Raw genomic sequence first — 23,476 nt, forward strand, 5'->3', positions numbered from 1 at the left:
TATTGATGGCTTGTCGGACGCAGGGAACCCCCGCGCCAATTCGGGTGTCAGTTTTGCAGCTTCTCGTGGTGACGGATCACTTCCGAGATGATGAACGTCAGGAATTTCTTGGCGAATTCCGGGTCGAGATCGGCCTCTTTGGCCAACCATTCCAGCCGCTCGATCTGGCGCGCTTCACGCGACGGATCGGACGGCGGCAGCGCGTGTTCGGCTTTCAGCCGCCCGACGCCCTGCGTGTGCTTGAAGCGTTCGGCCAGCGTGTAGACCAGAATGGCATCCAGCCGGTCGATGCTTTCGCGGTGCTCACGCAGCAGCTCTTCGGCGCGTTGGGAATCGTCGCTCATGCGTAAGCCTCCATGCCAGCGCCCTGCGTATCCGCAGCCGGGTGCCGCCAGATCGAGGTTGCGCCAAATTGCGGATGGGTCATGCCCCCGTCGCGGACGCAGCCAAGGCGCTCAGCCAGCGCTTCCGAACGGGTGTTGCCCTCAAGGATCACGCTGACCGCGGTGGTCCAGCCCAGCGTCTCATAGGCATAGGCACGCCCGGCCAGCGCGGCCTCGGCGGCGATGCCCTTGCCCTCGGTGCTGCTGTCCCACAGCGTCCATGCGATTTCCGGTTCGGGCCAGCCCTCGGGGAAATAGGGGCCGGTGGTGCCCAGCGCCCGGCCGGTCGCCTTGTCCTCGATCACGAAGATCCCGTAGCCGCGCATCACCCAATGCCCGACCGCATGGCCCCAGCCGCGCCAGGCCAGGTTGCGGTCCATCGGCCCGCCGGTATAGCGCGAGCGGTCCGAGGCCAGATACCCGGCGAACCCGTCGAAATCGGCCAGCCCCGGCGCGCGCAGGATCAGGCGCGGCGTCTCGATCCGGGGGACCATTTGCGCGAAGGTTTGCTCCAGCGTCATCGCTGTGCCCCCGCCGAGGATGCGCACCACAGGCTCACTTCTTGCGCCCCAGTCCTGACAGACCGCCCGGCAAACCGCCGCCGCCCAGCCCGGGCAGCCCGGGCATGCCCCGCGACATCGCCCCGCCGCGCATCGCGGCCTGAGCGGCTTTCATCGCCTCGGGATCGGCCAGCTGCTTTTGCATGTCGGCCATGTCGGGATTCTTGCCGAACATCGACTTCATCGCCTGTTTCAGCATGCCGCCCTTGCCCATCTTCTTCATCACATCGGCCATCTGCCGCTGCATTTTCAGAAGCTTGTTCAGCTCGGCCACGTCAAGGCCCGCCCCCGCCGCGATCCGCTTCTTGCGGCTCGCCTGCAGGATCTCGGGGCGGGCACGTTCGGATTTGGTCATCGAGCCGATCAGGGCGATCTGCCGCTTGAGCATCGTGTCGTCGAACCCGGCAGCCTCGGCCTGTTTCGACATCTTGCCCATGCCGGGCATCATGCCCATGACCGACTGCATGCCGCCCATTTTCAGCATCTGGTCCAGCTGCTGGCGCAGGTCGTTCATGTTGAACTGACCCTTCTGGAAGCGCTTCATCATGCGCTCGGCCTGCTCGGCCTCCAGCGTAACTTGCGCCTTTTCCACCAGCGCGACGATATCGCCCATGCCCAGAATGCGGCCCGCGACGCGCTCGGCCTCGAAGCTCTCCAGCGCGTCGGTCTTTTCGCCCATACCGACAAAGCGGATCGGCTTGCCGGTCACCGCGCGCATCGACAGCGCCGCACCGCCGCGCCCGTCGCCGTCCATCCGGGTCAGAACCACGCCGGTGATGCCGACCTTGCCCTCGAACTCGGTGGCGACGTTGACGGCATCCTGCCCGGTCAGACCATCGACCACCAAGAGCGTCTCGCGCGGGTTGACGGCATCGCGGACGGCCTGAACCTCGTCCATCAGCACTTCGTCGATGTGCAGACGACCGGCGGTATCCAGCAGATAGACGTCATAGCCGCCCATCGTCGCCTGAGACTTGGCGCGCTTGGCGATCTGAACGGCGTTCTCACCCTTGACGATCGGCAGGGTGTCGACGCCGATCTGGGTGCCCAGGATCGCCAGCTGCTCCATCGCCGCCGGGCGGTTGGTGTCCAGCGAGGCCATCAGCACCCGCTTGCCCTCCCGCTCTTTCAGGCGGCGCGCCAGCTTGGCGGTGGTGGTGGTCTTGCCCGAACCCTGCAGACCGACCATCAGCACCGGCGCGGGCGGGTTGTCGATCTTCAGCTTGCCGGGATCCTCATCACCGCGCAGCGTGGCGATCAGCTCGTCATGGACGATCTTGACGACCTGCTGGCCCGGCGTCACCGATTTCGTGACCGAGGCACCGGTGGCCTTGACCTGCACCCGCTTGATGAAATCGCGCGCCACCGGCAGCGAGACATCGGCCTCCAAGAGCGCGGTCCGCACTTCACGCAGCGCCGCCGTGACGTCGTCCGCCGACAGCGCACCCGCCTTGGTCAGGCGGTCGAAGACACCGCCAAGGCGCTCGGACAGATTCTCGAACATGGCTCGTCCTTTCGGGCACGGGCTTGCGGGGCCACGGGGCATTGCACCCGTGGGCGCAACGCGCTGACGGATGGCGATCCCCGCAAAAGCGATGGGACCGGAAGCAGGCGGCTTCCGGGGGAATTCCGGGCTCCGATACGCCCGCCTCCCGGCAGAGTCAAGGAAATCTGCCCCGGCCCGTTCAGCGGGTGCGTTTTCATCTTGCCACAACTACGCTCCGGGGGGTGAATTCGGCTTTAGCCGAAGAGGGGGCGGAAAGCCCCCTGCCCCCTCACCCCCGGAGCCGCGCCGCAATGCTTGCCCTCGCCGATCACAACCCGACGCGCCACATCCGCGCGCCTTGGGTCAACTGGGCCCTCATCGCGCTCTGCGTCACCGTCTATGCGCTGGGCGTCCCCTGGCAGGACTTCGCCTTTACCCCGGCCACACTCTCTCTGACTGGCGGCACCAAGGCTCCGGGCGGCACGCCCGAGGTCATCGGGCAGATGGCCAGCTATATCTTCCTCCATGCCAGCTTCCTGCATCTGGCGGGCAACATGATCGTGCTCTGGGTGTTTGGCGACAACATCGAGGACAGCATGGGCCCGCTCCGCTACGCGCTGTTCTTTGTGCTGTGCGGCATGGCAGGGGCCGGGGCCGAGTCGCTGTTTTCGCGCAACCCGATGGTGCCGGTGATCGGCGCATCGGGGGCAATCGCGGGGGTGATGGGGGCGTATCTGTTGCTGCATCCGCGCGCGCAGGTGCTGGTCCTTGTGGGTCTGCGGGTGCCGGTGACGGTGCCGGCGGGGGTCTTCGTCGGCCTGTCGGTGGTGCTGGATCTGATCGCCGCGCTGGCCGAGGAACCCGGTCAGGTCAGCATCACCTTCTGGGCGCATATCGGCGGTTTCGCTGCCGGGGCTGTGCTGCTCACCGTCCTGCGCTGGCGCGATGTGCCGCTGTTCCAGCCGCCCGTGCCCCATCCCGAAGCGGCCTTTCTGGGCCTGTCGCGCTGGCTCCCCTCGCTGGGCGATGCCACGACCGAAGGCACCGGCAGTGCGCGCTGGTGGTTCTGGATCAAGACCGCGGCGTTCTTTATCCTCGTCAGCCTTGTGATCGAATCCTTTCTTGCCTGAGACGCCGCTCTGTCGCACAAGCCGCCCATGTTCATCGTCGCCGCACTCTATCATTTCACCCGTTTCCCCGACCCCGCCGCGCTCAAGCACCCGCTGGCGCAGCTCGCCTGTTCGCAAGGCGTCAAAGGCTCGCTGCTGCTGGCACCCGAGGGGATCAACGGCACCATCGCCGGCCCCCGCGCCGGGATCGACGCGGTGCTGGCGCATATCCGCGCCCTGCCCGGCTGCGGCGATCTGGAGTGGAAAGAGGCGCAGGCCGACACCATGCCCTTTGGCCGCCTCAAGGTCCGCCTCAAACGCGAGATCGTCACCATGGGGCAACCCGATGTCGATCCGCTGGCCCGCGTTGGCCATTACGTCGAGGCGTCCGACTGGAACGCGCTGATCTCGGACCCCGACGTGGCGGTGATCGACACCCGCAACGGTTATGAGGTGGCGATCGGCACGTTCGAGGGCGCGGTCGATCCCGGCACGCGGGCGTTCGGTGATTTCCCGGCATGGTGGGAGGCCAACAAGGAGCGCTTCCACAACAAGCGGATCGCGATGTTCTGCACCGGGGGCATCCGCTGCGAGAAATCGACGAATTATCTGCTGGGTCAGGGGATTGACGAGGTGTTCCACCTCAAGGGCGGCATCCTGAAGTATCTTGAGGAGGTGCCGCCCGAGCAAAGCCTCTGGCACGGCGGGTGCTTTGTGTTCGATCAGCGCGTCGCGGTGGGGCACGGGTTGCAGCCCACCGGCCATGTCATGTGCCACGCCTGTCGCAGGCCGCTGGAGCCTGCGGATCTGTCACGGCCCGAGTATGAGCACGGGGTCAGCTGTCACCACTGCCTGAGCGAATACGACGACGCCCGCCGCGAGGGTTTCCGCGAGCGCCAGAAGCAGATCGCGCTGGCCGAAGCGCGCGGCGCGCTGCATCTGGGACGCTGAGCACCGGTGCGCTGAAGCGCACCCTACCCGTCGCCCGTAGGGTGCGCTTCAGCGCACCACCCGTTGCCGCTCAGCGCAGACCGGCCAGCAGCGTCGCGGCAAAGAACAGCCCCGCCGACAGCACTGCCGTTGCAGGCACCGTGATCACCCACGCGGTCATGATCGTCATCAGATGCGAGCGGCGCACGACCTTGCGGCGGGTACGTTCCTCGACCGGCAGGGCCGACAGGTCGCGATTCTCTTTCAGGATCTTCTCGTGATACCACTCGCGGTAAAAGCCCACGCCAAAGATCCCGCCGATGGCGATATGGGTCGAACTGACCGGCAGCCCCAGCCAGGACGCCAGAATCACGACCAGCGCCGCCGACAGCGCCACGCACCACGCGCGCATCGCGTTCAGGCGGGTGATCTCGGACCCGACGATGTTGATCAGCTTGGGCCCGAACAGCATCAGCCCGACCGACAGCCCCAACGCCCCGGTGATCATCACCCAATACGGGATCTGCACCCGGTCGCCCGACGAGCCATCCTGAATCACATGCACAATCGCCGCCAGCGGCCCCACCGCATTGGCCACATCATTCGCACCATGGGCAAAGGACAGCAGCGCGGCAGACAGCACCAGCGGGATCGAGAACAGCGCCTTGATCGACTTGACCCGGTTCTCCATGCCGCGTGACTGGCGGCGGATCACCGGGCGCATCAGCAGCGCCAGCGGAATACCGACGGCCACACCGATCATCACCGATTCACCCAGTGACACATCGACCAGCTTCTTCAGCCCCTTCATCGCCATATAGGTGGCGAACACGCCGCCCATCAGACCGATCAGCACCGGCACCCAGGTGCGGGCGGCGGCGATCCGGTCCTCGCGGTACAGGATGCGCGAATTGATCAGCGCCAGAAACAGCGCCGCGATCACCCCGCCCATCAGCGGCGAGACCACCCAGCTGGCCGCAATTGCCGCCATGGTCGGCCAGTTGACCGCACCGAACCCGGCGGCAGCAATGCCCGCGCCCATCACCCCGCCGACGATGGAATGCGTGGTCGAAACCGGCGCGCCCATGGCGGTGGCAAGGTGAATCCACAGCGCCCCTGCGAGCAGCGCCGCCATCATCGCCCAGACGAAAACCTGCGGCTCGGCCACCGATTCGGGCGCGACGATGCCGCGTGAGACAGTGCTCACCACATCGCCCCCGGCCAGCAGCGCACCTGCCGTCTCGCAGATTGCCGCAATGATCAGCGCGCCGCCCAGCGTGACGGCATTCGCCCCCACCGCCGGGCCCATGTTGTTGGCCACGTCATTGGCACCGATGTTCACGGCCATATAGGCCCCGATCACCGCCGCGATCACCACCACCCAGGTCCCGGTCCCTGCGCCGATGATCGTGGCCGCAGCCAGACCGGCCAGCGCCATGAACACCAGCGCGATGCCCGGCCCGACCAGCGGGCGGGCGGTGAACATGGTCGCTTGTTCCAGCAGGCCGATGCGCCCGAGGTCTTTGTCGAGGGTCTTGATGGCCTTGGCGTTCGGGTCGGCAGGCGAGGTCATCACGGGCTCCGTGGCTGTCGCAAAAGTGTCACAAAGCCCCTAGCGCGCCCAAGGCAGGATCACAACACCCGCAGCCGGGACTGCGACAGGTTGCGTCAAAGCGTTGCCGATCCGTCCACCCGCGCTGGTGGCGCGCGTTCGGGTGACCAGCTCTTCAGTTGAGCGTCAGGATCAGGGCTTTCAATTCGGGTTCTTCGACCGCTTTCGCAGCCTCGGACGGGCGCATCCAGTGGCGCACCCGGCGGCCCTTTTCCGGGAAGTCATTGGCCAGATCGGACACGTCGATGCGGAACACCGAGCAGCGGCAGATCACCGGAATGCCGTTCTTGACCAGCTTGCGATAGGCGAAATCACCCATCGACGCGGTTGCGACCTTGCCCTTGACCCCGGCCTCTTCCCACGCTTCCTGCATCGCCGCCTCGGCCAGAGTCCGGCCATCCATCGGCCAGCCCTTGGGCACGATCCAGCGTTTGGTGGTCAGGCTTGTTACCAGCAACACCTCAGGACCCTTTTTCGTCTTGCGCACGCACAGTGCCGCGGCCTGAATGAAATCAGGGCGGCGCCAAACGGGTTCGACGAAAGTGCGAAAGGCCGCCAGGGCGGATTGCTTCATGGATGCCTGCTCGGGTTCGGGGGCAACCGTTGAGGACGGCCGCGCATTTTTGTGGTTCACCGGATCTGTGTCGGAATTATCCACAGTCTGCCCTCAGCTGTCCGTGTCGTCAACGCGTCCGCGCAGGGATTTGATCGTCCCCCGCCTGTTTTTCGCTTCAACGCGCCTGATTTTACTACCGTAGGTCGGTTTTGTTGCAATTCTGCGACGCGGTGCGACCAAAGATTGCCGGATCAGTTCCACCAGCCGCTCGCGCGCCAATTCGCGGTTGCGGGCCTGACTGCGGGTATCTTCGACCCTGAGCAGCAGCGCGCCGTCCAGCGTCCAGCGCCGTCCGGCCAGCCGTTTGAGCCGTGCCTTGGCGGCAGGCGTCAGGGCAGGCGACCGCTCGGCCTCGAATCGCAGTTCGACCGCGGTTGAGACCTTGTTGACGTTTTGCCCACCCGGACCCGAAGAGCGCGTGAAGCTTTCGCTCAGCTCCCAGTCCTGAATGATGATCTGATCGGTCACGAAAAGCATGATGCGGGCTTATCAAACACTGCCGTTAAATCAATCGAAAGGGCCGCCCGAAAATCGAGCGGCCCTCACGAGCTTCAGGAGATGGAGCCGGTTAGAACCAGGCCCAATCAAGGGGGTGCAGCCGTCAGACTGCCGTCAGCTCACGCGCCCCTCTGACTGTCCCGACACCACTCTCCAATATCACTCTAGACACTGGACCACCTCCTTTCGCTGGGTTGAACCGTAAGGCGATGGTGGCACATATCTGGTGTTTGTCAAAACCTTTTAAGCGACAGGTTGCGTTAGTTTTCGCACGATGACGCGAAATGGCACCAAAGCGATCAAAGCCAGCGCCAGTTTGACCATCCAGTCGGCAAAGCCCAAAGACACCCACAAAGGCACGCCCGGACCAAAGCCCAGCAGTGGCAAAACCTCTTGTGCCCAGCTAACGTCCGCCGCCGGATCGAGGGGCGCGGCCAGCACCGAAAACGCGATCGTGAAAAAGATCGCCGTGTCCAGAGATGCGCCAATCAGCGTTGAAATAAGAGGCGCTTTCCACCAGACGCGGGACGAGACGCTGTTGAACACGGCGACATCGACCATCTGCGCGGTCAGAAACGCAAGGCCCGAGCCGATGGCCACGCGCAGCGTGACAGCCGGGAAGGTATAGCCGTCGCCCTGCAGCATGATCTGCGTGCCGATCAGCGAACAGGCGACGCCCACGGCGAAACCAGCCCAGACCACGCGCCGGGCGGCGGCTGCGCCATAGACGCGGTTCATCACATCGGTGACGAGGAAAGCGAAGGGATAGGTCAGCGCACCCCAGGTGAGCCAGTTGCCCAGCAGGAATTGCACAAGGATATTCGAAGCCACGACGATGGCGGCCATGGCAAGGATGCCGGGCAGGTAGACTCTGGTCATGTTCTGAAACCGTTTTGACAAGGTGGTCGGGGACTTGGCCACCCGTCGGGCGACGCGGCTCTTTACGCCCGGCAGGCCAACGGTGCAAGGGGTGTGCGGCGCGCGTGGTTACACAGGCGTGAACGCACGCGCCGGTTGGGGACTAGGCATGGGGGGGATCAGTGCTATCGTGACCGCAGATTTGCCTTTGCCCTGAAGGATAATTTTGATGTCTGTATTTACGCTGCGCAGTTCGACCGCCCTGATCGCGCTCACCGTCTCTCTGGCGGCGTTCGCGCCGCTGACGCCAAGCCCCGCCCGCGCGCAGGACACGGCGGTAACCGCCCCCCCGATCGCCGAGACCGCGCAACCCGAACAGGTCAGCCGCTTTGGCGTCGACTTCGCCCTTCCCCCCGGCATGACAGTGACCCGCGACGCGGCGACCACCTATGCCGTGGCTGATCTGGATGACGCGGGTGTCGGCGCGCGCATCGGTCTGCGGGTGTTGTCACCCGACATTCTGGCCCTCGCCCCGCCCGCGGGCACGCCCGAGTATACCGCTTTTCTCAGCGATCAGATGGACATGCCCGTTACCGACAGCGGTATCGTGGTGCAGGTTGGCGCGCGCGCGCTGCATCTCTTTCGCGGCACCGGGACAACGCCCGGCGCTGACGGCACCCCGCTGGAAACGACCCTTCTGCTGATGGTCACGCAGGAAGCCGACGAGGATGGCACCGGCCTGATGATCGCCGTGTTCAGCGCAGGCCTTGGGGCCGAGGTGGCGGGCGCGCTCGAACTGGATTTCATCACCAGCCTGCGGGCATCCGAGCCGGTGGAGGAAGCAACCGTTGATACCCCCGATGACGGCGCAAGCGACGACACCGCCGACGCCCCCACGACGGCGCAGGTCGACAGCACCGAGCCCGATGCCGCAGCCGAGGCCGACGCCACCCCTGAGCCCCCCACGGCCATCGCCAGCGCAGACGCGCCCGTCGTGGAACCCGCATTACCTGAGACAGAGGTTGCCGACGCCGGGACTGACGAGGCGGCGGCCGCCGCGTCGGTGCCGATGGATTCCCCGCGCGACTCAATCGAGTTGATTGCCGGTCTGGCCTCGGTCGCCGTTGCGCCGGATCAGGTGGCGAATGAGACGCTGCGCAACCCGCGCGCCGTGTTCCTGTATCTCGCCGATGCCGAAACCCCCACCGTGCCCACCGCCCGCATTGCCGCCGGGGAACTGTCCCGCCCGGTTGAACAGCAGGTCCAGCGCCTGCTCGCCGGGATTGATGCCGTGGTCGAGGCCGATGTCGGCGGTCAGCCTGTCTGGGTGATCTATGGCCCGGCGTCGCGCGGTCTGAGCGACGAATCTGCCAGCGCCGAGGATGGTATCCCGGCCCGCGTGATCGCCCCGCGTCGCTGCGTTGACGGTCGCCCGGCCTATCTGGTCGCCTTGATGGCCGCGCCGGGGAACGAGGCTGAGCTGGATACGCTGCAGGACTCGCTGACGCTTGCCGTGCCCGAGGGCAGCACGCTGTGCGACGATGCGGTCATCGCGCCGGTGCGTGCGGCGATTGCGCCGGAGATGTCCGAGCAAGCGCCACAAGTCGCGCAGACACCGGATGCCATGCCCGGCGCCCTGCCCCCCGGCTGGGTCCAGCGCGAACGCTTCGGCCTGAGCTTTGCGGTGCCGGACACGATGACCGTCCGCCGCGAGCGCGACGAAGTGGATCGCATGGAGTTGTGGCTGCAAGCCCGTGACGCCGCAGACGACATTGCGCAGGAAGTTTCGATCCGGATCTTCAGCCCCGAGGCCCTGCAACGCGTGCCGCACCCGTCGCCCCGTGACCCCGAGTTCCCCGCGATGCTGTCGGATTTTGCCAACATGCCGCTCAGCGCAACCGGCGAGACCCTGACGCTGAGCACCAGCACGCTGCATGTTTTCCGTGGCACCGAGATCGACGAGGGGGTCGAAACGCAGATGGTCTACCTGATCGCGGACGCCCCAAATGGCGTCGGCCTGACCCCCTGGATCGCCCTGCGCAGCGTCGGGCAAGGGGCCGAGAGCGCCGCCGCCTTTGAGGCGGCCTTCCTTGCCAGCCTCAGCGGCTCGCCGGAATTGCCCGACGGCGTCAGCCTGCCCCCGGTTCAGGCCGAACCGACCGCGCAGCCGCAGATGCCCCCGGCGGAGGGTGGCAAAGACCCGGTGGCCACAGCCGAGCCTGCGCCCGAGACAACGCCTCCGGCTGCGATCGTGACGCCGCCAGCCCGCGACGCCAGCCCCGAAGCGCAGGCCTGGCAGTTCGCGCAAAGCGAGCAGTCGGTCGAGACGATGCAGGCGTATCTCATGGGCTTCCCGCGCAGTCTGAACTCGCGTCTTGCGCGCGAGTGGCTGCGTGAACGGGGGGTGACGCCGTTTGACGAGGTTGCCGCAGAGCCGATGCCGCAGGTGTCGGAGCCGCGCCCGATGACGCCACCCGTCCTGACCGAAACGCAGGCTTGGGCCGCTGCACTGGGACAAGGCCGGCCCGAGGCGATCTGGACCTTCCTCAAGCTTTGGCCGAACGGCGTCTTCGCCGCACAGGCGCGTGGGTTGGTGGCGTATCAGGAGCCAGTGCATGCGCCCGGCGCGATCCCTTACAGCCCGGCGCCCGCCCCGGCAGCGCCCGGCAAATAACCAATGCGCGGGGGGCGGCCTGTCACGGGTCGCCCCCTCTTGCCATTCGGCGCGGGGCGTTGCACGTCAAGAGGAACCCTTCTCTTGCTGGCAGGACCCCCGCGATGATCACCGACAAACCAGGCCTGATCGAGGCCGTGCGCGACCGCTTTGCCCATATCGACACCTGCCCGTTCGAGGGCCCGCGCGTGTTCTTCGAGAATGCGGGCGGCGCGCTGCGGCTGAAATCGGTGGTCGAGACCTCGGCGCTTTACGCCAGCTATCCCGACAATCAGGGCCGCCCGAACATTGCCTCGCAAACCCTGATGGGCGCGATCGACAAGGGCAAGGCGGACATGCGCCAGTTCCTGAACGCGCCGACGGGTCAGGTCTTCGTCGGCGAAAGCGGGACCGAGGTGCTGTTCCGGCTGGTGCGCACGGCGGCGGTGGGGGCGCAGGCGGGCGGCACCATGCTGCGCTCGACGCTGGAACACCCGGCGCTGGGATCGTCGATGACGCATTGGGCCGGGGTGACCGGGCGCGAGCTGATCGAAGTGGCGCACGACGATGCCACGGGCGTGGTCAGCGTCGAGGCGTACAAGGCGGCGCTGCGGCCCGACATTCGCGTGGCCTCGATCATCCACACCTCGCCCGTCACCGGAATGGCCACGGATGTGGACGCGATTGCGGCGGCGATCCGAAAGGTTGCGCCCGAGGCGTTTATCATCGTCGACGGCATCCAGCACGCCTGCCACGGCCCGGTCGATGTGTCCCGCGCCGGGATCGATGCTTATGCGCTCAGCCCCTACAAGATGTTCTCGCGGCATGGGTATGGGGTGGGCTGGGCCTCGGACCGGCTGACGGCGCTGAGCCATGAGCAGATCATCGGCAACGGGCCGACCAGCTGGGAACTGGGCACGCGCGATGCGGGCGCGTATGCGACCTTCAGCGATGTGGTGGCATATTTCGACTGGCTGGGCGGGCAGTTCTCGACCAGCACCGACCGGCGCGAGCGGCTGGAAGCGGCAGGTGCTGCGATCCACGCGGAAGAGGCGAAGCTGCTGGGCTGGCTGATGTCAGGCACCGGTAACCTGCGCGGACTGGCCGAGATGCCGGGCGTTACGCTGGTCGGCGGCGCGGCGCTGGAGGGGCGTGAAGGCGTGGTGTCGCTGCGGCTTGACGGCTGGGACACGCTGAAACTGGTCGAGTTTCTGGGCGCGCGCGGCATCAGGGTGCATATCCGCAAGGCGGATCAGTATTCGGGCAATGTGCTCACGCCGCTGGGGATGCCCGATTGCGTGCGCATCTCGTTTTGCCACTACAACACCGAGGCTGAGGTGGCGAAGCTGCTTAGTGCGATGGAAGAGGCGATCAGCGCCAGGGGGTGAGGCGGTGGCGTAAGGTGGGGTTAAACCCCACCCTACGCGGATCCGCTCACACGCCGTCGCCGACGAAAGCCTTTTCGATCACGTAGTCGCCCGGCGCTGAATTCGCCCCTTCGTGCAACCCGAAACCGTCCAGCACCGCCGCCACGTCCTTGTTGAACGCCAGCGAACCGCAGACCATCGCGCGGTCGATCTCGGGGTCCAGCGGTCCGGGCAGGCCCAGATCGGTGAATACCTTGCCCGAGGTCAGGTTGTCGGTGATCCGCCCCATGAACGGCCCCGCCTCACGCGTCGTCGTCGGGTAATAGTGCAGCTTGCCCGCCACCAGTTCGCCGATCAGCGGATCGTTCTGCAGATCCTCGACCAGTTTGCGGCCGTATTCCAGCTCGCCCGCCTCGCGGCAGGTGTGCATCATCACCACCCGCTCGTTCTTTTCCCAGGTCTCGGGATCGCGCAGCAGGCTGGCGAAGGGGGCAAAGCCGGTGCCGGTGGCCAGCATCCACAGCCGGAACCCCGGCTTGAGCGCGTCATGCACCAGCGTGCCGACCGGCTTGGGCCGCAAGATGATCGGATCACCGGGCTGGACGTGCTGCAGGCGGCTGGTCAAGGGGCCGTTGGCAACCTTGATCGAATAAAACTCCAGCTCGTCATCCCAAGACGGCGACGCGATGGAATAGGCCCGCAGGATCGGTTTGCCGTTGTCGCCGGGCAGCCCGATCATCACGAACTCGCCCGAGCGGAAGCGCAGGCTGGCGGGCCGGGTCACACGGAACGAAAACAGCGTGTCGGTCCAGTGGGTGACTTTGGTGACGGTTTGCAGGTCGGGGTTGGTCATCTGGTTCATGCAGTCCTCCGCAGCCGTGCGCGGTAGTCGTGGCCCTGCCAGTCGGCACGGGACAGCCATTGTTCCTGAGGCTGGCGCTCAGCCAGCTCATCCGAGATTTCCACCTCGTCAAAGCCCGAGCGCCGCGCCATCGCGTATTGGTCGGCAATCACATGACCCTGCGCGCGCAGACGCCCGGCAAAGCCCATGCGCCGCAGCCGCGCCGCCAGCGTAAAGCCGCGCCCGTCCGAGAACGACGGAAACGCGATGCGGATCGCCTGCGCACCATCGAGCTGGTCGCCCAGCGCCGAGGGGTCAATGTCCGAAGCGAGGTCGAACCAGTCGCCGTTGTGGGTGTCGGGGGTGAAGCCCCGGTCGGTGACGATCACGCTCATGATGCCTGCCTTCTGATCACGCGGCCATCCACGATATGAATGCCGCATTCGTCCTTTTCCTGCCCGCGCCAGCGCCCGGCGCGGGGGTCTTCGCCCGCCGCGACCGGCCCGGTGCACGGGGCGCAGCCGATCGACGGATAGCCGCGCGCCACCAACGGGTGCCGGGGCAGCATATGGCGATTCATGTAGTCGCCCAGATCCTTGGCGCTCCACCCGGCCAGCGGGTTGACCTTGAGATGCCCGGTCGCCGGGTCATGCTCGAACAGATCGAGGCTGGCGCGCAGCCCGCCTTGATAGCGCTTGCGCCCGGTGATCCAGCCGTCAAACCCCTGCAGCGCCCGCTCCAGCGGCCGCGTCTTGCGCAGATCGCAGCAGCTGTCGGTGTCGGCCAGATGCAGGATGTTATCGGCATCCTTTTCCAGCAGCTCGCCCCGGTCCGGCCCGATGACGCGCAGGTCGGTCAGGCCCAGCTGCTTGCCCAGATCGTGCTGATAGGTCAGCGTTTCGGGGAACAGCATCAGCGTGTTGATGAACAGCACCGGCGTCGCGCGGTCGATCTGCGCGACCAGATGCAGCAGCACCGCCGAATCGGCCCCAAAGCTGGAGACCATGGCGATCTTGCCCAGAGCGCCCGACAGCGCGACGCGCAGCGCGCCTTCGGCGTCGCCCTCGTAGCGGGCGTTGAGGCGGGTCAGGTCAGGCTGCATGGCTCTCGGCCTCATACAAAGCGGCCTTGAACGGGGCCAGACCGACGCGGCGATAGGCCATGAGGAAGGTTTCCTCGCGGCTGGTACGCAGGTCAAGATAGGCGCGCAGGATGCGCTCGACGGCGGGGACGATCTGGTCATAGGCAAAGCCGGGGCCGGTGCGTTCGCCCAGCGCCGCGTCTTCCGACCCGTCGCCGCCCAGCGTGATCTGGTAGTTTTCCACCCCGGCGCGATCCAGACCCAGAATGCCGATATGTCCGACATGGTGATGCCCGCAGGCGTTGATGCAGCCCGAGATCTTGATCTTGAGCGGGCCGATGTCATGCTCGAGCTTCAGCGCGTCGAAATGCGTGGCGATTTCCTGCGCGATCGGGATCGAGCGGGCCGTGGCCAGCGCGCAATAATCCATGCCCGGGCAGGCGATGATGTCGCTGACCAGCCCGACATTGGCCGTGGCCAGCCCCTGCGCCTTGAGCGCCTTGTGCACGGCAGGCAAGTCGGCGCGGGCGACATGGGGCAGGATGACGTTCTGCTCGTGGCTGATGCGGATCTCGCCGTAGCCGAACTTCTCGGCCAGATCGGCGATCACACGCATCTGGGCGCTGGTCGCATCGCCCGGGGTTTCGCCATGGGCTTTCAGGCTGACGGTGACGATGGCGTGGCCCGCGTCGCGGTGGGCGTGCAGGTTGGTATCGGCCCAGGCGCGGAAAATCGGGTCGGCGTTATAGGCCGCCTGATAGGCAAGGTCCGAGGCCGCGCGGAAATCAGGCGCGCGGAACATGCGCTGAAGGCGGTCGAGTTGCTGCAGGGTGTTGCCCGCGTCGAACTGCGGGGCGATTTCGGCAAAACGGGCTTCGACCAGATCGCGGACCGTGTCGATGCCGTTCTCATGCACGGTGATCTTGATGCGCGCCTTGTACTTGTTGTCGCGCCGGCCCAGCAGGTTATAGGTGCCGACCACGGCCTCAAGATACGGCAGCAGGTCGCTGACCGGCAGGAAATCACGCAGCACCTTGCCGATCATCGGCGTGCGGCCAAGGCCGCCGCCGACGATGACCTCGAACCCGGTCTCGCCATCGCGCTGCACCATGCGCAGCCCGATGTCATGCGCGCGGGTGACGGCGCGGTCGATTTCCGAACCGGTCACCGCAACCTTGAACTTGCGCGGCAGGAACTGGAATTCGGGGTGGTCGGTCGACCATTGGCGGATCAGTTCGGCATAGGGGCGCGGGTCGGCGATTTCATCCGCCGCCGCCCCGGCGAAATGGTCCGAGGTCACGTTGCGGATGGTGTTGCCCGAGGTCTGGATCGCGTGCAGCCCGACCTCGGCCAGCGCGTCCAGCATATCGGGCACGTCGGTCAGCTTCGGCCAGTTATACTGGATGTTCTGGCGGGTGGTGAAATGGCCGTAGCCCTCATCCCAGCGATCCGCGATCTCGGCCAGTTTGCGCATCTGCGACGGGTTGAGCGAGCCATAGGGGATCGCCACGCGCAGCATATAGGCGTGCAGTTGCAGGTAGAGCCCGTTCATCAGGCGCAGCGGCTTGAACTCGTCCTCGGTCAGCGAGCCGTCGATGCGGCGGGCGACCTGGCCCCGGAACTGGCGGTTGCGCTCGGCGATGAAGGCGCGGTCGAAATCATCATAGACGTACATTTTGGTATTCCTCAGGCCGCGGCTTGCTTGCCATGGGCATAGTTCGAGGGGCCGCGGCGGCGGAAATCCTCGCGGAAATGGGCAGGTTCGATGCCTTGGGCGGTCTGGCGGACCTCGGCCAGATAACACCCGACCACCTCGGCATCGCGCCTGGACGCGGCTTTGAGCGCGGCCTCGGCCAGCTCGGGGTCAGTGAAGACCTGTGCCTGCGTCAGGTGGCGGGTCCAGTTGTCACCGGCGGCCAGATAGGCGACGTCACCCTCGATCAGGGCGTTGGCGGTGACAACTTGGGTCTTGGGGGCGCGGGACATCAGGCGAATTCTTCGATCAGGGCAGGCAGGACAGCGGCGGCGCGGGCGGGTGCCAGGCCGAACAGGGTGATGACGGGACCGGCGAAAGCCGCCTCGGCGATGTCTTGGGGCAGTTGGTCCAGACGGCTGGTGACGATGCGCTGATCCGGGCGGCTGACGTTTTCAACCAGCGTGACCGGGGTTTGCCCGTCGGCGCCATGCATCAGCAACCGGCCCTGCACGAAACGCGCGGCGCGCTTGCCCATGTAAATCGCGGCGACGGCACCGGGACGGGCCAGCGCGCGCCAGTCGTGATCGGCAAAGCCGCTGACGTCATGGGCGGTGAGCAGGCGCAGGTCGCTGTTGCGGCCACGCCGGGTCAGGCTGGCACCGATGCTGGCGGCGGCGGCACTGGCGGCGGTGATGCCGGGGGTGACAGACCAGTCGATCCCGGCGGCGCTGAGCGCCTCGGTTTCCTCGTCCAGACGGCCAAAGACCGACGCATCGCCGCCCTTGAGGCGCACCACACGGTGACCGGCCTGCGCGTGTTCGATCATCGCCGCGTTGATGTCTTCCTGCGGGGTCGAGGGGGCGAAGCCGATCTTGCCGACACCGACAAAGATCGCCTCGCGCCGCGCCAGCTCAAGGATCGCGGCGGGGACAAGATGGTCGTGGATCACCACATCGGCCCCGTCCAGCAGGCGGCGGGCCTTGAGCGTCATCAGCTCAGGGTCACCGGGGCCAGCGCCGACCAGATCGACACGGCCGGGTTCGGTGGCAGCGTTCAGGTGCTGGTCGAGCAGCGCGTGCAGGGCGTGGTCGAGCAGTTCCTCGCCCGCCTCGGCCAGAACCAGCGGGCCGGTGTTGAAGTAGTAGTCCGCCCAGAAATCGCGGCGGGCGCGGCCTTGCGGCAGGGCCTCGGCGTGGGGGCGAAACAGCTTGCCAGCCCGGGCGAGCGGGCCAAGCGTAACTGGCAGCGTCGCCTCCAGATCGGCCTTGATCTTGCGCGCCAGAACGGGGGCAGCACCCTCGGTGCCGATGGCAATGGTCACCGGGTCACGGTCGACGATGGCGGGGGTGATGAAGTCGCTGGCTTCGAGGTTATCAACCACGTTGACGATGACCCCTGCGGCGCGGGCCAACCCGGCCAGCCGGGCATCCGCCGCCGCCTCGCCATGCGCTGCATAGGCCAGCGCGGCACCGCTGAGGTCGGCTGCCTCGACGCTCCGACGGTGCAGGGGAACGGCAAGCTCGGCAGCGGCGGATTCCAGATCAGCCTCGGGCACCGGCGCATAGAGCGCCAGACGCGCCTGCGTCTTGGACAACAGCCGCATCTTGGCCAGCGCGAACGCGCCATTCCCGGCGATGACGACGGGACGGTCGGCAAGGTCAAGAAAGATCGGGAAATGTTGCATGGCGGTGTCTCCGGCTGGATACCACCAAGATGGAAAATTTTCCCGATTCTAGCAAGGTATCCGGGCGAACAAGGAGGTTTTGGCCCCTCGTATCGCCTTTGTGGAAGGAAGTTGTTCCAACACCGGGGCGAACCGGACGATTATCCCGGCCCTTTGCCGCAGCGCGGAATACTGGTCTGGCCTGCGGTCAGCGATTGCCCAGCTGAAAGCGCACGGTGAGGCCGGTGCGCGACTCATCGAACAGCGAAATGGTGGACCGGGTGACCTGATGCATCAGATCCACGCTCATCCCCGGACGCGCCTGAACCGACACGCCAAGGCCGGTCAACCGATCCTCACGCGGCATGCCCAGCAGCATCCCGCCGCTTGAGCGCATGTGCCATGCGCTCAGGGTGACCGGGCGGTTGTGCCAGATCCAGCTGGTACGCGCGGTGAGCCGGGCGCGGGTGGCCGAAGCGTTGGGGATCGCCTCGCCCAGCGTCAGGCTGACATCGGTGGTGGCCCGGTTCCAGATGCTGGCCCAGCCCAGGGTGACCGAGTTCTGGTCGCCCGCGCTCAACTGGCGGCGCTCAACCTCGACCGAGACTTCATGCGTGCCCGCCCCCGCCGCGAACAGCTGCGCGACCGTGGCCGACACCGCTGTCGAGGTGGCCGAGGACAGCTCGCGCCAGCCGCCGCCGGCCGTGACGCAGACATCGGCAAAGGTCCAGCCGGTCACATGGTTGCGCGCGCAGGCCGACAGGGCGGCATTGGCGCGCCCGATCTCGTGGCGCGGCGACCATGCAGCCTCGGTATGCGCGGAGAAGTCCAGATAGCGCCCCTCGGCATAGGCCAGCCGGACCGAGCCCTCAACGCGCCCGCCAAAGACGAACCCGGCGCGCGCAAGATTGTCGGGGCTGACCAGAAACTGCAGGCCGAACAGATCCAGCGTATCGTTGAAATAGCCGCCGTTGATGTTGTCATCCCACGCCACAACCGGGCTGAAACGCAGCGACCGGCCCAGCAGGCTGATGCCGCCGCCCTGATGGTAGAAGCCTGTGCGCTCCATCGTGCGGCGCATGGCGGTGGTGATGGCCTGCGGCGGATGCGGGGTTTGCAGCGCGCGGCCATAGGTGAACAGGCGCAACCGTTCGCTCGACGCGAGCGGTGCCATCCGCGCGCGGTCCATCGCATCGGCCAGCGCGGGCGCAGGCCCCAACAGCACGACGATGGGCACCGCGACAAGCGCGTGCCACAGCCGGTCAGTGATCAGGGATACCATTGGGATCCATACCAAAGAACACCCCGTCCACGCGAACCTCGCGGCCGGTGTCCGTATCGGTGCCCTCAGCGGTATAGAGCCCCGCCGTTGACAGATCGTGCTGATCATCCTCATAGCGCGGCGAACCGGCCAGATTGCCCAAAAGCGTGCCGTCGACGTCCAGAATGTCGGGGCTGTCCGGGTCCCAGACACGGATCGTGATGTCCCCGCCATAGCCACCGGTGATGATGTTGAGCGGCATGTCCTCAACCAGGATCTCCATGCGCACGTCCGAGCCGTCATTGACCCCGGTGCGCAGGTTCAGATTGACTGATTCGGTGTCAAAGTCGATGACCATGTTGACCAGACCGTCTTGATCCGCGCCGCTGAGCAAGGGGCCGTCATCAATCGACACCCAGCTGAAATTCGATCCGCGCAGAAAGAATTGGCCGGTGGCCGCGATCAGTTCGCCGTTCTCGACGTTGGTAAAGGGTGCCGCGTCAGCGGTCAGGCGCAGCAGGCGCTGCGCGGGGCCATCGGGGGTATCGACCTCGGCGATGACCTCGATGTTCATGCGCCCGCCGTAGAGCTGCTCGTTCAGCGCAATCAGGTTGCGATAGCCGGCGGGATCGGAGGGATCGCCATCCTCGAACCCGGCGATCACGGCGGCATCGGCGTCGGTCGCATAGCTGCGACGGACACGGCTGAAGCCGTTGTGGTCGGTCGTGTAGCTTTCGAACCCGGCGACATCAATGACCCGCCCATCGGGCAGTTCGGTCACGGGGGCACTGCTGCCGCCGCAGGCGGCGAGCAGGGCAAGAAGCGGGGCAAGAAGCGGGGCAAGGGCGATGATCGGGCGCATGATCACCCCCCTACCGGCAAACGATGTCAGCAAGAAGGCGATGCAAGCGTTGGTTGCCGATTTATCGTGGCCTGTTGCACGCTTGGCGCAGGGTCAGTCCTTGCAGGCAAAGCGTTTGTTCCAGCGGATCGACGACCAGAACGACACGCCGATCAGCGCCGCGCCGAACAGGCCGGTGATGACCTCAGGGATCGCGAAGAGCGATTGCGCGTACATGATCACCGACAACGCGATGATCGCGTAGAAGGCGCCGTGCTCAAGATAGCGGTATTCGGCCAGCGTGCCCTTTTCGACCAGCATGATGGTCATCGCGCGCACATACATCGCGCCGATGCCCAGCCCGATGGCGATGACGAACAGGTTCTGGCTGAGCGCAAAGGCCCCGATCACCCCGTCAAAGCTGAACGAGGCATCCAGCACTTCCAGATACAAAAACGCCCCGATCCCGCCCCGCGCGGCGGTTTTCAGCGTGCCTTGGGTGCTGTCGAGCAGCCCGCCCAGCACCTCGACCAGCAGAAAGGTCAGCAGCCCCCAGACAGCGGCGAGCATGAAAGTATGCCGCTCAACCCCGTGCAGAAAGCGCGAAAAGAGCAGCACGAGGATCAGCACGACCGCGACTTCAATGCCGCGCACCGTGGCCGAGCGGGCCATGGTGCTTTCCAGCCATTGCATCCAGTGCACGTCCTTCTCGTGATCAAAAAAGAACGACAGCCCGACCATCATCAGGAACGTGCCGCCAAAGGCCGCAATCGGCAGATGGGCGTCGTGCATGATATGGGCGTATTCGCCGGGCTGGGTGGCGGCCAACACCAGCGCCTGCCACGGGCCGATATGGGCGGCGATCACCACGATCATCAGCGGGAACAGGATGCGCATCCCGAAAACGGCGATAATGATGCCCCAGGTCAGGAACCGGCGCTGCCATTCGGGGCGCATGTCCTTGAGCTTGTTGGCATTCACGATGGCGTTGTCAAAGGACAGCGAAATTTCCAGCACCGCCAGCACGGCGACGATGATGAACACGCCCAGCGTGCCCGATACGGTGCCGGTGCTTTGCCAGCCCAACACCGCGCCCAGCACCAGACCCAGCGCGGTGACGATGAAAGCCCAGCGGAAATAGCGGAATATGCTACTATGCGCCTGCGTGCGCGTAGCCTCGGATGCGAGGGTCGACCTGCGGTTCATGGACATGCGTCACGCGGCTGTTTGCGTTCAGTGCCGACATCACGAGAGCGCCGCTACTCTCGCCAGAGGGGCCCGGTCACCGATTGGCTGTCTGCCGAAGCGGACGCCTGTCATATAGCATTGCGCAGGCCTTTGGCAAAGGGCGCTGATCGTGACGTCACTCACCCGTCAACAGCGCGCGCAGCTGGTGGCGGTTGCTGACCCCCAGCTTGGCATAGGCGCGCTTGCGGTAGGTGATCACCGAACTGGGCGCGAGGTTGAGCGCCTCGGCGATCTGCGGTTGCTCGGCCCCGTCGGCGGTCATGCTGGCGACCTGCGCCTCGCGCCAGCTGAGGGTGGTGGCGGGTTGCTCGGGCGGTCTGGCCAGCGCGGCGTGGCGGGCGAGCGCCGCGTGCAGCAGGGTCGCCATCGCCGCAAAGGCGCGCAAATGGTCGGGGGTGAAGGGGCCCGAATCGCGGGCGCGGTAGGCGTTGGCGATGATCCCCGGCGTCCCCGCGCGGTAGAGCGACAGCCGCTCGACCACCGCGCCCTCGGTGTAGCATTCGTGGCGGTAGTCGATGTCCAGAATCCCCTGCGCCGGGCGTTTGAGCACCTGCACCGCCCGATGCGCCCGCCCCAGCGTGCTGGCCGCCGAGGTATCGCGCCGCCAGTAGCGTTGGGCGTAACGCAGCGAGGCAACGCGGGCGAAGGCCGAGCGTTCGGGGGCGATGCTTTCGGCGACCAGCACGCTGGCCCCTTCGCCCGCGATCGCAAAGACCGAGCACAGGTCGGCCCCGCATTCGGCATGGAGCAGCGCCATCAGCGCGGGGGCGAAACCGGGCTGGCCGAGGCTTGCCACCAGCGGCGCAAAGGCATCGAGTTCCGGCATGTTGTCCCCCCTGAAGTGGGACACAGCCTAAGCCCGCCCCCGCTAGCGTGTCAAACGCAACAGAAGGAGTCCGCCATGAGCATTCCCGCCATCAAGGGTCTGTACCACTTTTCGTTTCCCTGCCGCGACGGCGAGGAAACCCGCGCGTTTTACGAGGATATTCTGGGCCTGCCGCTGGTCGCCTGCATGATGGCCGACAAGGTGCCCTCGACCGGCGAAGAAAAGCCCTATGCGCATTTCTTCTTTGAAATGGGCGATGGGTCCTACATCGCGTTCTTTGATCTGGGCGAGAACGAGATGCCCCTGCCCTCGCCCAACACGCCGGGCTGGGTGATGCATTTCGCGGTCGAGCTGGAGAGCGTGGAAGCCGTCGAAGCGATGGGTGAGCGGCTCAAGGCGGCGGGGGTCGATGTGACCCCGGTGGTGGACCATCATTTCATCAAGTCGATCTATTTCTTCGACCCCAACGGGTTGCGGCTGGAAGTGACCGCGCGGGTCGATGAACCAGGGTATCTGGAACAGGAAGCGAAGGCGGCGCACGGGATTCTCAAGGAATGGGGCGCCAAGAAAGCCCGGCTGCTGGCGCAAAAGGCCTGATACCGCGCAGATCGGTCAGGGGGTCGCCCGGCGGGCGGCCCCTTTCGCATGTCAGGGGGCCTGTGACTGGTTGACGCAGCCGTTTTATTCGGAATAATACAATCACGTTCAACAAAAACAAACGCCACGCAGGGCCATGCCTGCGGGCGCAGGATCGCCGGAAAATCTTGATAATGCAGACAAAAGCCCCTTGGCGCCGCCAGCTTGAGATCGTCTCGTTTGCCGAGAACGTCAAAGCAACCGAGGTTTACGGCTTCGCCGGAAACTCGGGGATGGTGAACCTTGAGGGACAACTGCTGCGCGGCGAGGCCGACGCCAGGACGGTGTTCGTGTTCATGCACCCGACCTCGACCCTGCAACTGCTGCCGATGCCGATGGCGCTGGCCGACCGGGGCTTTCACGTCCTGTGCGCCGCCAGCCGCTATGCCAAGAACGACTCGGCGCTGATCATGGAGAAGGTGGCGCTGGATCTGGGCGCGTGGATCCGCCATGCGCGCGAGACGCTGGGCTATGCCAAGGTCGTGCTGGTCGGCTGGTCCGGCGGTGGGTCATTGTCGCTGTTCTATCAGGCGCAGGCCGAGCATCCGACGATCACCCACACCCCCGCCGGTGACCCGGTGGACCTGACCACAGCGGGGCTGAGCCCGGCGGATGGTGTGGTGTTCATCGCCGCCCACCTGAGCCGGGCCGAAACGCTGACCGAATGGCTGGACCCCTCGGTGCTGGATGAAACCGACCCCGACAAGCGCGATCCCGAGTTTGACATCTATTCCCCCGACTGCCCGCACCAGCCGCCCTATTCCGCCGAGTTCGTCGCGCGCTTCCGCGACGCGCAGCGCGCGCGCAACCGGCGCATCACTTCTTGGGTGCAGGGGCTGCTGGCCGAGCTGAAAGCGCGCGGCACGCCCGAGGTCGAGCGCGCCTTTGTCGTGCACCGCACGATGTGCGACGTGCGCTGGCTGGACCCGACGCTGGACCCCAACGGCCGCAAACCGGAATGGACCTATATGGGCCATCCGATGACGGTGAATGTCGGCCCCGTCGGGTTGGCGCGCTATACCTCGCTGCGCTCGTGGCTCAGCCAGTGGAGCTATGATCTGTCCAACGCCAAGGGCCCGCTGAACGCCGCCCGCATCACCGATGCACCGGTTCTGCAGATCGTCAACGGCGCCGATGATGCCGTGCCCGCGACGCATAACCCGGCGATCCGCGCGGCGCTGGCAACGCAGGACACAACCCATGTCGAGCTGCCGGGCGCGACTCATTACTATCTGGGCCAGCCCGAGCTGCTGACCCAATGCATCGACACCGTCGCCGCCTGGTGCGCGGCGCGGGGGCTGGAGGGCTAAG

At 66.1% G+C, this 23,476-nt stretch carries 23 protein-coding genes; 6 read left to right on the forward strand and 17 right to left on the reverse strand.

Annotation, left to right across the window (positions count from 1 at the left end; all coding sequences use genetic code 11):
• Positions 1–47 precede the first annotated feature (47 nt).
• Genes OKW52_RS00105 through ffh form a run of 3 tightly spaced genes read right to left on the reverse strand, consistent with a single transcriptional unit; the run spans position 48 to position 2,447 of the window.
• Positions 48–344 carry a chorismate mutase gene (locus tag OKW52_RS00105; protein WP_127107110.1) on the reverse strand — a complete coding sequence of 99 codons (297 nt, stop codon included), beginning with the start codon at positions 342–344 and terminating at the stop codon, positions 48–50.
• Positions 341–934, reverse strand: coding sequence for a GNAT family N-acetyltransferase (locus OKW52_RS00110; RefSeq protein WP_264503895.1), 594 nt, complete (start codon positions 932–934; stop codon positions 341–343). Before OKW52_RS00110 ends, OKW52_RS00105 begins: the two co-directional genes overlap by 4 nt.
• 4 nt (positions 935–938) lie before the next feature.
• A complete protein-coding gene (gene ffh / locus OKW52_RS00115; protein ID WP_264503896.1) occupies positions 939–2,447 on the reverse strand; it encodes a signal recognition particle protein in 1,509 nt (502 codons plus the stop codon).
• Between the two features lie 293 nt (positions 2,448–2,740).
• Here ffh and OKW52_RS00120 point away from each other — a divergent pair, with 293 nt between their 5' ends.
• Both OKW52_RS00120 and trhO read left to right on the forward strand, forming a co-directional pair.
• Positions 2,741–3,559: a rhomboid family intramembrane serine protease gene (locus OKW52_RS00120; RefSeq protein WP_264503897.1), complete on the forward strand. Its 819-nt coding sequence runs from the start codon at positions 2,741–2,743 to the stop codon at positions 3,557–3,559.
• A gap of 27 nt (positions 3,560–3,586) precedes the next feature.
• Complete coding sequence (trhO, locus tag OKW52_RS00125) at positions 3,587–4,489, forward strand: oxygen-dependent tRNA uridine(34) hydroxylase TrhO (protein WP_264503898.1); 903 nt, start codon at positions 3,587–3,589, stop codon at positions 4,487–4,489.
• A 70-nt stretch (positions 4,490–4,559) separates the two neighbouring features.
• On the opposite strand, the gene OKW52_RS00130 is transcribed toward trhO, so the two are convergent.
• The 4 genes from OKW52_RS00130 to OKW52_RS00145 all read right to left on the reverse strand — a co-directional run bounded on the left by OKW52_RS00130 (position 4,560) and on the right by OKW52_RS00145 (position 8,073).
• Positions 4,560–6,041, reverse strand: coding sequence for an inorganic phosphate transporter (locus tag OKW52_RS00130; RefSeq protein WP_264503899.1), 1,482 nt, complete (start codon positions 6,039–6,041; stop codon positions 4,560–4,562).
• A gap of 154 nt (positions 6,042–6,195) precedes the next feature.
• Positions 6,196–6,654, reverse strand: a complete 459-nt coding sequence (locus OKW52_RS00135; RefSeq protein WP_264503900.1) for an NUDIX hydrolase — start codon at positions 6,652–6,654, stop codon at positions 6,196–6,198.
• 93 nt (positions 6,655–6,747) lie between these two features.
• Complete coding sequence (gene arfB / locus OKW52_RS00140) at positions 6,748–7,173, reverse strand: alternative ribosome rescue aminoacyl-tRNA hydrolase ArfB (protein WP_264503901.1); 426 nt, start codon at positions 7,171–7,173, stop codon at positions 6,748–6,750.
• 264 nt (positions 7,174–7,437) lie between these two features.
• A complete protein-coding gene (locus tag OKW52_RS00145) occupies positions 7,438–8,073 on the reverse strand; it encodes a queuosine precursor transporter (RefSeq protein WP_264503902.1) in 636 nt (211 codons plus the stop codon).
• Positions 8,074–8,281: 208 nt separating this feature from the next.
• On the opposite strand from OKW52_RS00145, the gene OKW52_RS00150 reads away from it, so the two are divergent.
• Together OKW52_RS00150 and OKW52_RS00155 are read left to right on the forward strand one after the other, a co-directional pair.
• On the forward strand, positions 8,282–10,726 hold the full coding sequence (locus OKW52_RS00150; RefSeq protein ID WP_264503903.1) for a hypothetical protein: 2,445 nt from the start codon (positions 8,282–8,284) through the stop codon (positions 10,724–10,726).
• Between the two features lie 104 nt (positions 10,727–10,830).
• On the forward strand, positions 10,831–12,093 hold the full coding sequence (locus tag OKW52_RS00155; RefSeq protein WP_264503904.1) for an aminotransferase class V-fold PLP-dependent enzyme: 1,263 nt from the start codon (positions 10,831–10,833) through the stop codon (positions 12,091–12,093).
• Between the two features lie 46 nt (positions 12,094–12,139).
• Here OKW52_RS00155 and OKW52_RS00160 read toward each other — a convergent pair whose 3' ends face one another.
• The 10 genes from OKW52_RS00160 to OKW52_RS00205 all read right to left on the reverse strand — a co-directional run bounded on the left by OKW52_RS00160 (position 12,140) and on the right by OKW52_RS00205 (position 21,529).
• Positions 12,140–12,934 (reverse strand): ferredoxin--NADP reductase, encoded by a 795-nt coding sequence (locus tag OKW52_RS00160; protein WP_319800438.1) that lies wholly within the window; start codon positions 12,932–12,934, stop codon positions 12,140–12,142.
• Positions 12,931–13,308 (reverse strand): DUF934 domain-containing protein, encoded by a 378-nt coding sequence (locus OKW52_RS00165; RefSeq protein WP_264503905.1) that lies wholly within the window; start codon positions 13,306–13,308, stop codon positions 12,931–12,933. The genes OKW52_RS00160 and OKW52_RS00165 overlap by 4 nt, the downstream gene beginning before the upstream one ends.
• Positions 13,305–14,015 (reverse strand): phosphoadenylyl-sulfate reductase, encoded by a 711-nt coding sequence (locus OKW52_RS00170; RefSeq protein ID WP_264503906.1) that lies wholly within the window; start codon positions 14,013–14,015, stop codon positions 13,305–13,307. Before OKW52_RS00170 ends, OKW52_RS00165 begins: the two co-directional genes overlap by 4 nt.
• The gene (locus OKW52_RS00175; RefSeq protein WP_264503907.1) at positions 14,005–15,669 is read right to left on the reverse strand and encodes a nitrite/sulfite reductase; all 1,665 of its coding nucleotides are present in this window, start codon (positions 15,667–15,669) and stop codon (positions 14,005–14,007) included. Before OKW52_RS00175 ends, OKW52_RS00170 begins: the two co-directional genes overlap by 11 nt.
• 11 nt (positions 15,670–15,680) lie before the next feature.
• Positions 15,681–15,980, reverse strand: a complete 300-nt coding sequence (locus OKW52_RS00180) for a DUF2849 domain-containing protein (RefSeq protein WP_264503908.1) — start codon at positions 15,978–15,980, stop codon at positions 15,681–15,683.
• Positions 15,980–17,374 carry a siroheme synthase CysG gene (cysG, locus tag OKW52_RS00185; protein ID WP_264503909.1) on the reverse strand — a complete coding sequence of 465 codons (1,395 nt, stop codon included), beginning with the start codon at positions 17,372–17,374 and terminating at the stop codon, positions 15,980–15,982. The genes OKW52_RS00180 and cysG overlap by 1 nt, the downstream gene beginning before the upstream one ends.
• A 187-nt stretch (positions 17,375–17,561) precedes the next feature.
• Positions 17,562–18,635, reverse strand: a complete 1,074-nt coding sequence (locus tag OKW52_RS00190; RefSeq protein WP_264503910.1) for a hypothetical protein — start codon at positions 18,633–18,635, stop codon at positions 17,562–17,564.
• On the reverse strand, positions 18,616–19,476 hold the full coding sequence (locus OKW52_RS00195; RefSeq protein ID WP_264503911.1) for a viral aspartic protease: 861 nt from the start codon (positions 19,474–19,476) through the stop codon (positions 18,616–18,618). Before OKW52_RS00195 ends, OKW52_RS00190 begins: the two co-directional genes overlap by 20 nt.
• A gap of 93 nt (positions 19,477–19,569) precedes the next feature.
• The gene (locus OKW52_RS00200; protein ID WP_264503912.1) at positions 19,570–20,661 is read right to left on the reverse strand and encodes a DUF475 domain-containing protein; all 1,092 of its coding nucleotides are present in this window, start codon (positions 20,659–20,661) and stop codon (positions 19,570–19,572) included.
• A 157-nt stretch (positions 20,662–20,818) separates the two neighbouring features.
• Complete coding sequence (locus OKW52_RS00205) at positions 20,819–21,529, reverse strand: helix-turn-helix transcriptional regulator (RefSeq protein ID WP_264503913.1); 711 nt, start codon at positions 21,527–21,529, stop codon at positions 20,819–20,821.
• A gap of 75 nt (positions 21,530–21,604) precedes the next feature.
• On the opposite strand from OKW52_RS00205, the gene OKW52_RS00210 reads away from it, so the two are divergent.
• Both OKW52_RS00210 and OKW52_RS00215 read left to right on the forward strand, forming a co-directional pair.
• On the forward strand, positions 21,605–22,126 hold the full coding sequence (locus OKW52_RS00210; protein ID WP_264503914.1) for a VOC family protein: 522 nt from the start codon (positions 21,605–21,607) through the stop codon (positions 22,124–22,126).
• Positions 22,127–22,299: 173 nt separating this feature from the next.
• A complete protein-coding gene (locus OKW52_RS00215) occupies positions 22,300–23,475 on the forward strand; it encodes an alpha/beta fold hydrolase (protein ID WP_264503915.1) in 1,176 nt (391 codons plus the stop codon).
• The last annotated feature ends 1 nt before the right edge of the window (position 23,476 follow it).

The organism is Pararhodobacter zhoushanensis, assembly GCF_025949695.1.
In the GTDB taxonomy this organism is placed as follows: domain Bacteria; phylum Pseudomonadota; class Alphaproteobacteria; order Rhodobacterales; family Rhodobacteraceae; genus Pararhodobacter; species Pararhodobacter zhoushanensis_A.

Excerpts from the sequence above, each read along its gene's own strand:
- OKW52_RS00175 (WP_264503907.1), bottom strand. The coding sequence starts at position 15,669 with ATGTACGTCTATGATGATTTCGACCGCGCCTTCATCGCCGAGCGCAAC.
- OKW52_RS00210 (WP_264503914.1), top strand. The coding sequence starts at position 21,605 with ATGAGCATTCCCGCCATCAAGGGTCTGTACCACTTTTCGTTTCCCTGC.
- OKW52_RS00160 (WP_319800438.1), bottom strand. The coding sequence starts at position 12,934 with ATGAACCAGATGACCAACCCCGACCTGCAAACCGTCACCAAAGTCACC.
- ffh (WP_264503896.1), bottom strand. The coding sequence starts at position 2,447 with ATGTTCGAGAATCTGTCCGAGCGCCTTGGCGGTGTCTTCGACCGCCTG.
- cysG (WP_264503909.1), bottom strand. The coding sequence starts at position 17,374 with ATGCAACATTTCCCGATCTTTCTTGACCTTGCCGACCGTCCCGTCGTC.
- OKW52_RS00205 (WP_264503913.1), bottom strand. The coding sequence starts at position 21,529 with ATGCCGGAACTCGATGCCTTTGCGCCGCTGGTGGCAAGCCTCGGCCAG.
- OKW52_RS00130 (WP_264503899.1), bottom strand. The coding sequence starts at position 6,041 with ATGACCTCGCCTGCCGACCCGAACGCCAAGGCCATCAAGACCCTCGAC.
- OKW52_RS00155 (WP_264503904.1), top strand. The coding sequence starts at position 10,831 with ATGATCACCGACAAACCAGGCCTGATCGAGGCCGTGCGCGACCGCTTT.
- OKW52_RS00120 (WP_264503897.1), top strand. The coding sequence starts at position 2,741 with ATGCTTGCCCTCGCCGATCACAACCCGACGCGCCACATCCGCGCGCCT.
- OKW52_RS00135 (WP_264503900.1), bottom strand. The coding sequence starts at position 6,654 with ATGAAGCAATCCGCCCTGGCGGCCTTTCGCACTTTCGTCGAACCCGTT.
- arfB (WP_264503901.1), bottom strand. The coding sequence starts at position 7,173 with ATGCTTTTCGTGACCGATCAGATCATCATTCAGGACTGGGAGCTGAGC.
- OKW52_RS00105 (WP_127107110.1), bottom strand. The coding sequence starts at position 344 with ATGAGCGACGATTCCCAACGCGCCGAAGAGCTGCTGCGTGAGCACCGC.
- OKW52_RS00180 (WP_264503908.1), bottom strand. The coding sequence starts at position 15,980 with ATGTCCCGCGCCCCCAAGACCCAAGTTGTCACCGCCAACGCCCTGATC.
- OKW52_RS00200 (WP_264503912.1), bottom strand. The coding sequence starts at position 20,661 with ATGAACCGCAGGTCGACCCTCGCATCCGAGGCTACGCGCACGCAGGCG.
- OKW52_RS00195 (WP_264503911.1), bottom strand. The coding sequence starts at position 19,476 with ATGCGCCCGATCATCGCCCTTGCCCCGCTTCTTGCCCCGCTTCTTGCC.
- OKW52_RS00170 (WP_264503906.1), bottom strand. The coding sequence starts at position 14,015 with ATGCAGCCTGACCTGACCCGCCTCAACGCCCGCTACGAGGGCGACGCC.
- OKW52_RS00190 (WP_264503910.1), bottom strand. The coding sequence starts at position 18,635 with ATGGTATCCCTGATCACTGACCGGCTGTGGCACGCGCTTGTCGCGGTG.
- OKW52_RS00145 (WP_264503902.1), bottom strand. The coding sequence starts at position 8,073 with ATGACCAGAGTCTACCTGCCCGGCATCCTTGCCATGGCCGCCATCGTC.
- OKW52_RS00165 (WP_264503905.1), bottom strand. The coding sequence starts at position 13,308 with ATGAGCGTGATCGTCACCGACCGGGGCTTCACCCCCGACACCCACAAC.
- OKW52_RS00215 (WP_264503915.1), top strand. The coding sequence starts at position 22,300 with ATGCAGACAAAAGCCCCTTGGCGCCGCCAGCTTGAGATCGTCTCGTTT.
- trhO (WP_264503898.1), top strand. The coding sequence starts at position 3,587 with ATGTTCATCGTCGCCGCACTCTATCATTTCACCCGTTTCCCCGACCCC.
- OKW52_RS00150 (WP_264503903.1), top strand. The coding sequence starts at position 8,282 with ATGTCTGTATTTACGCTGCGCAGTTCGACCGCCCTGATCGCGCTCACC.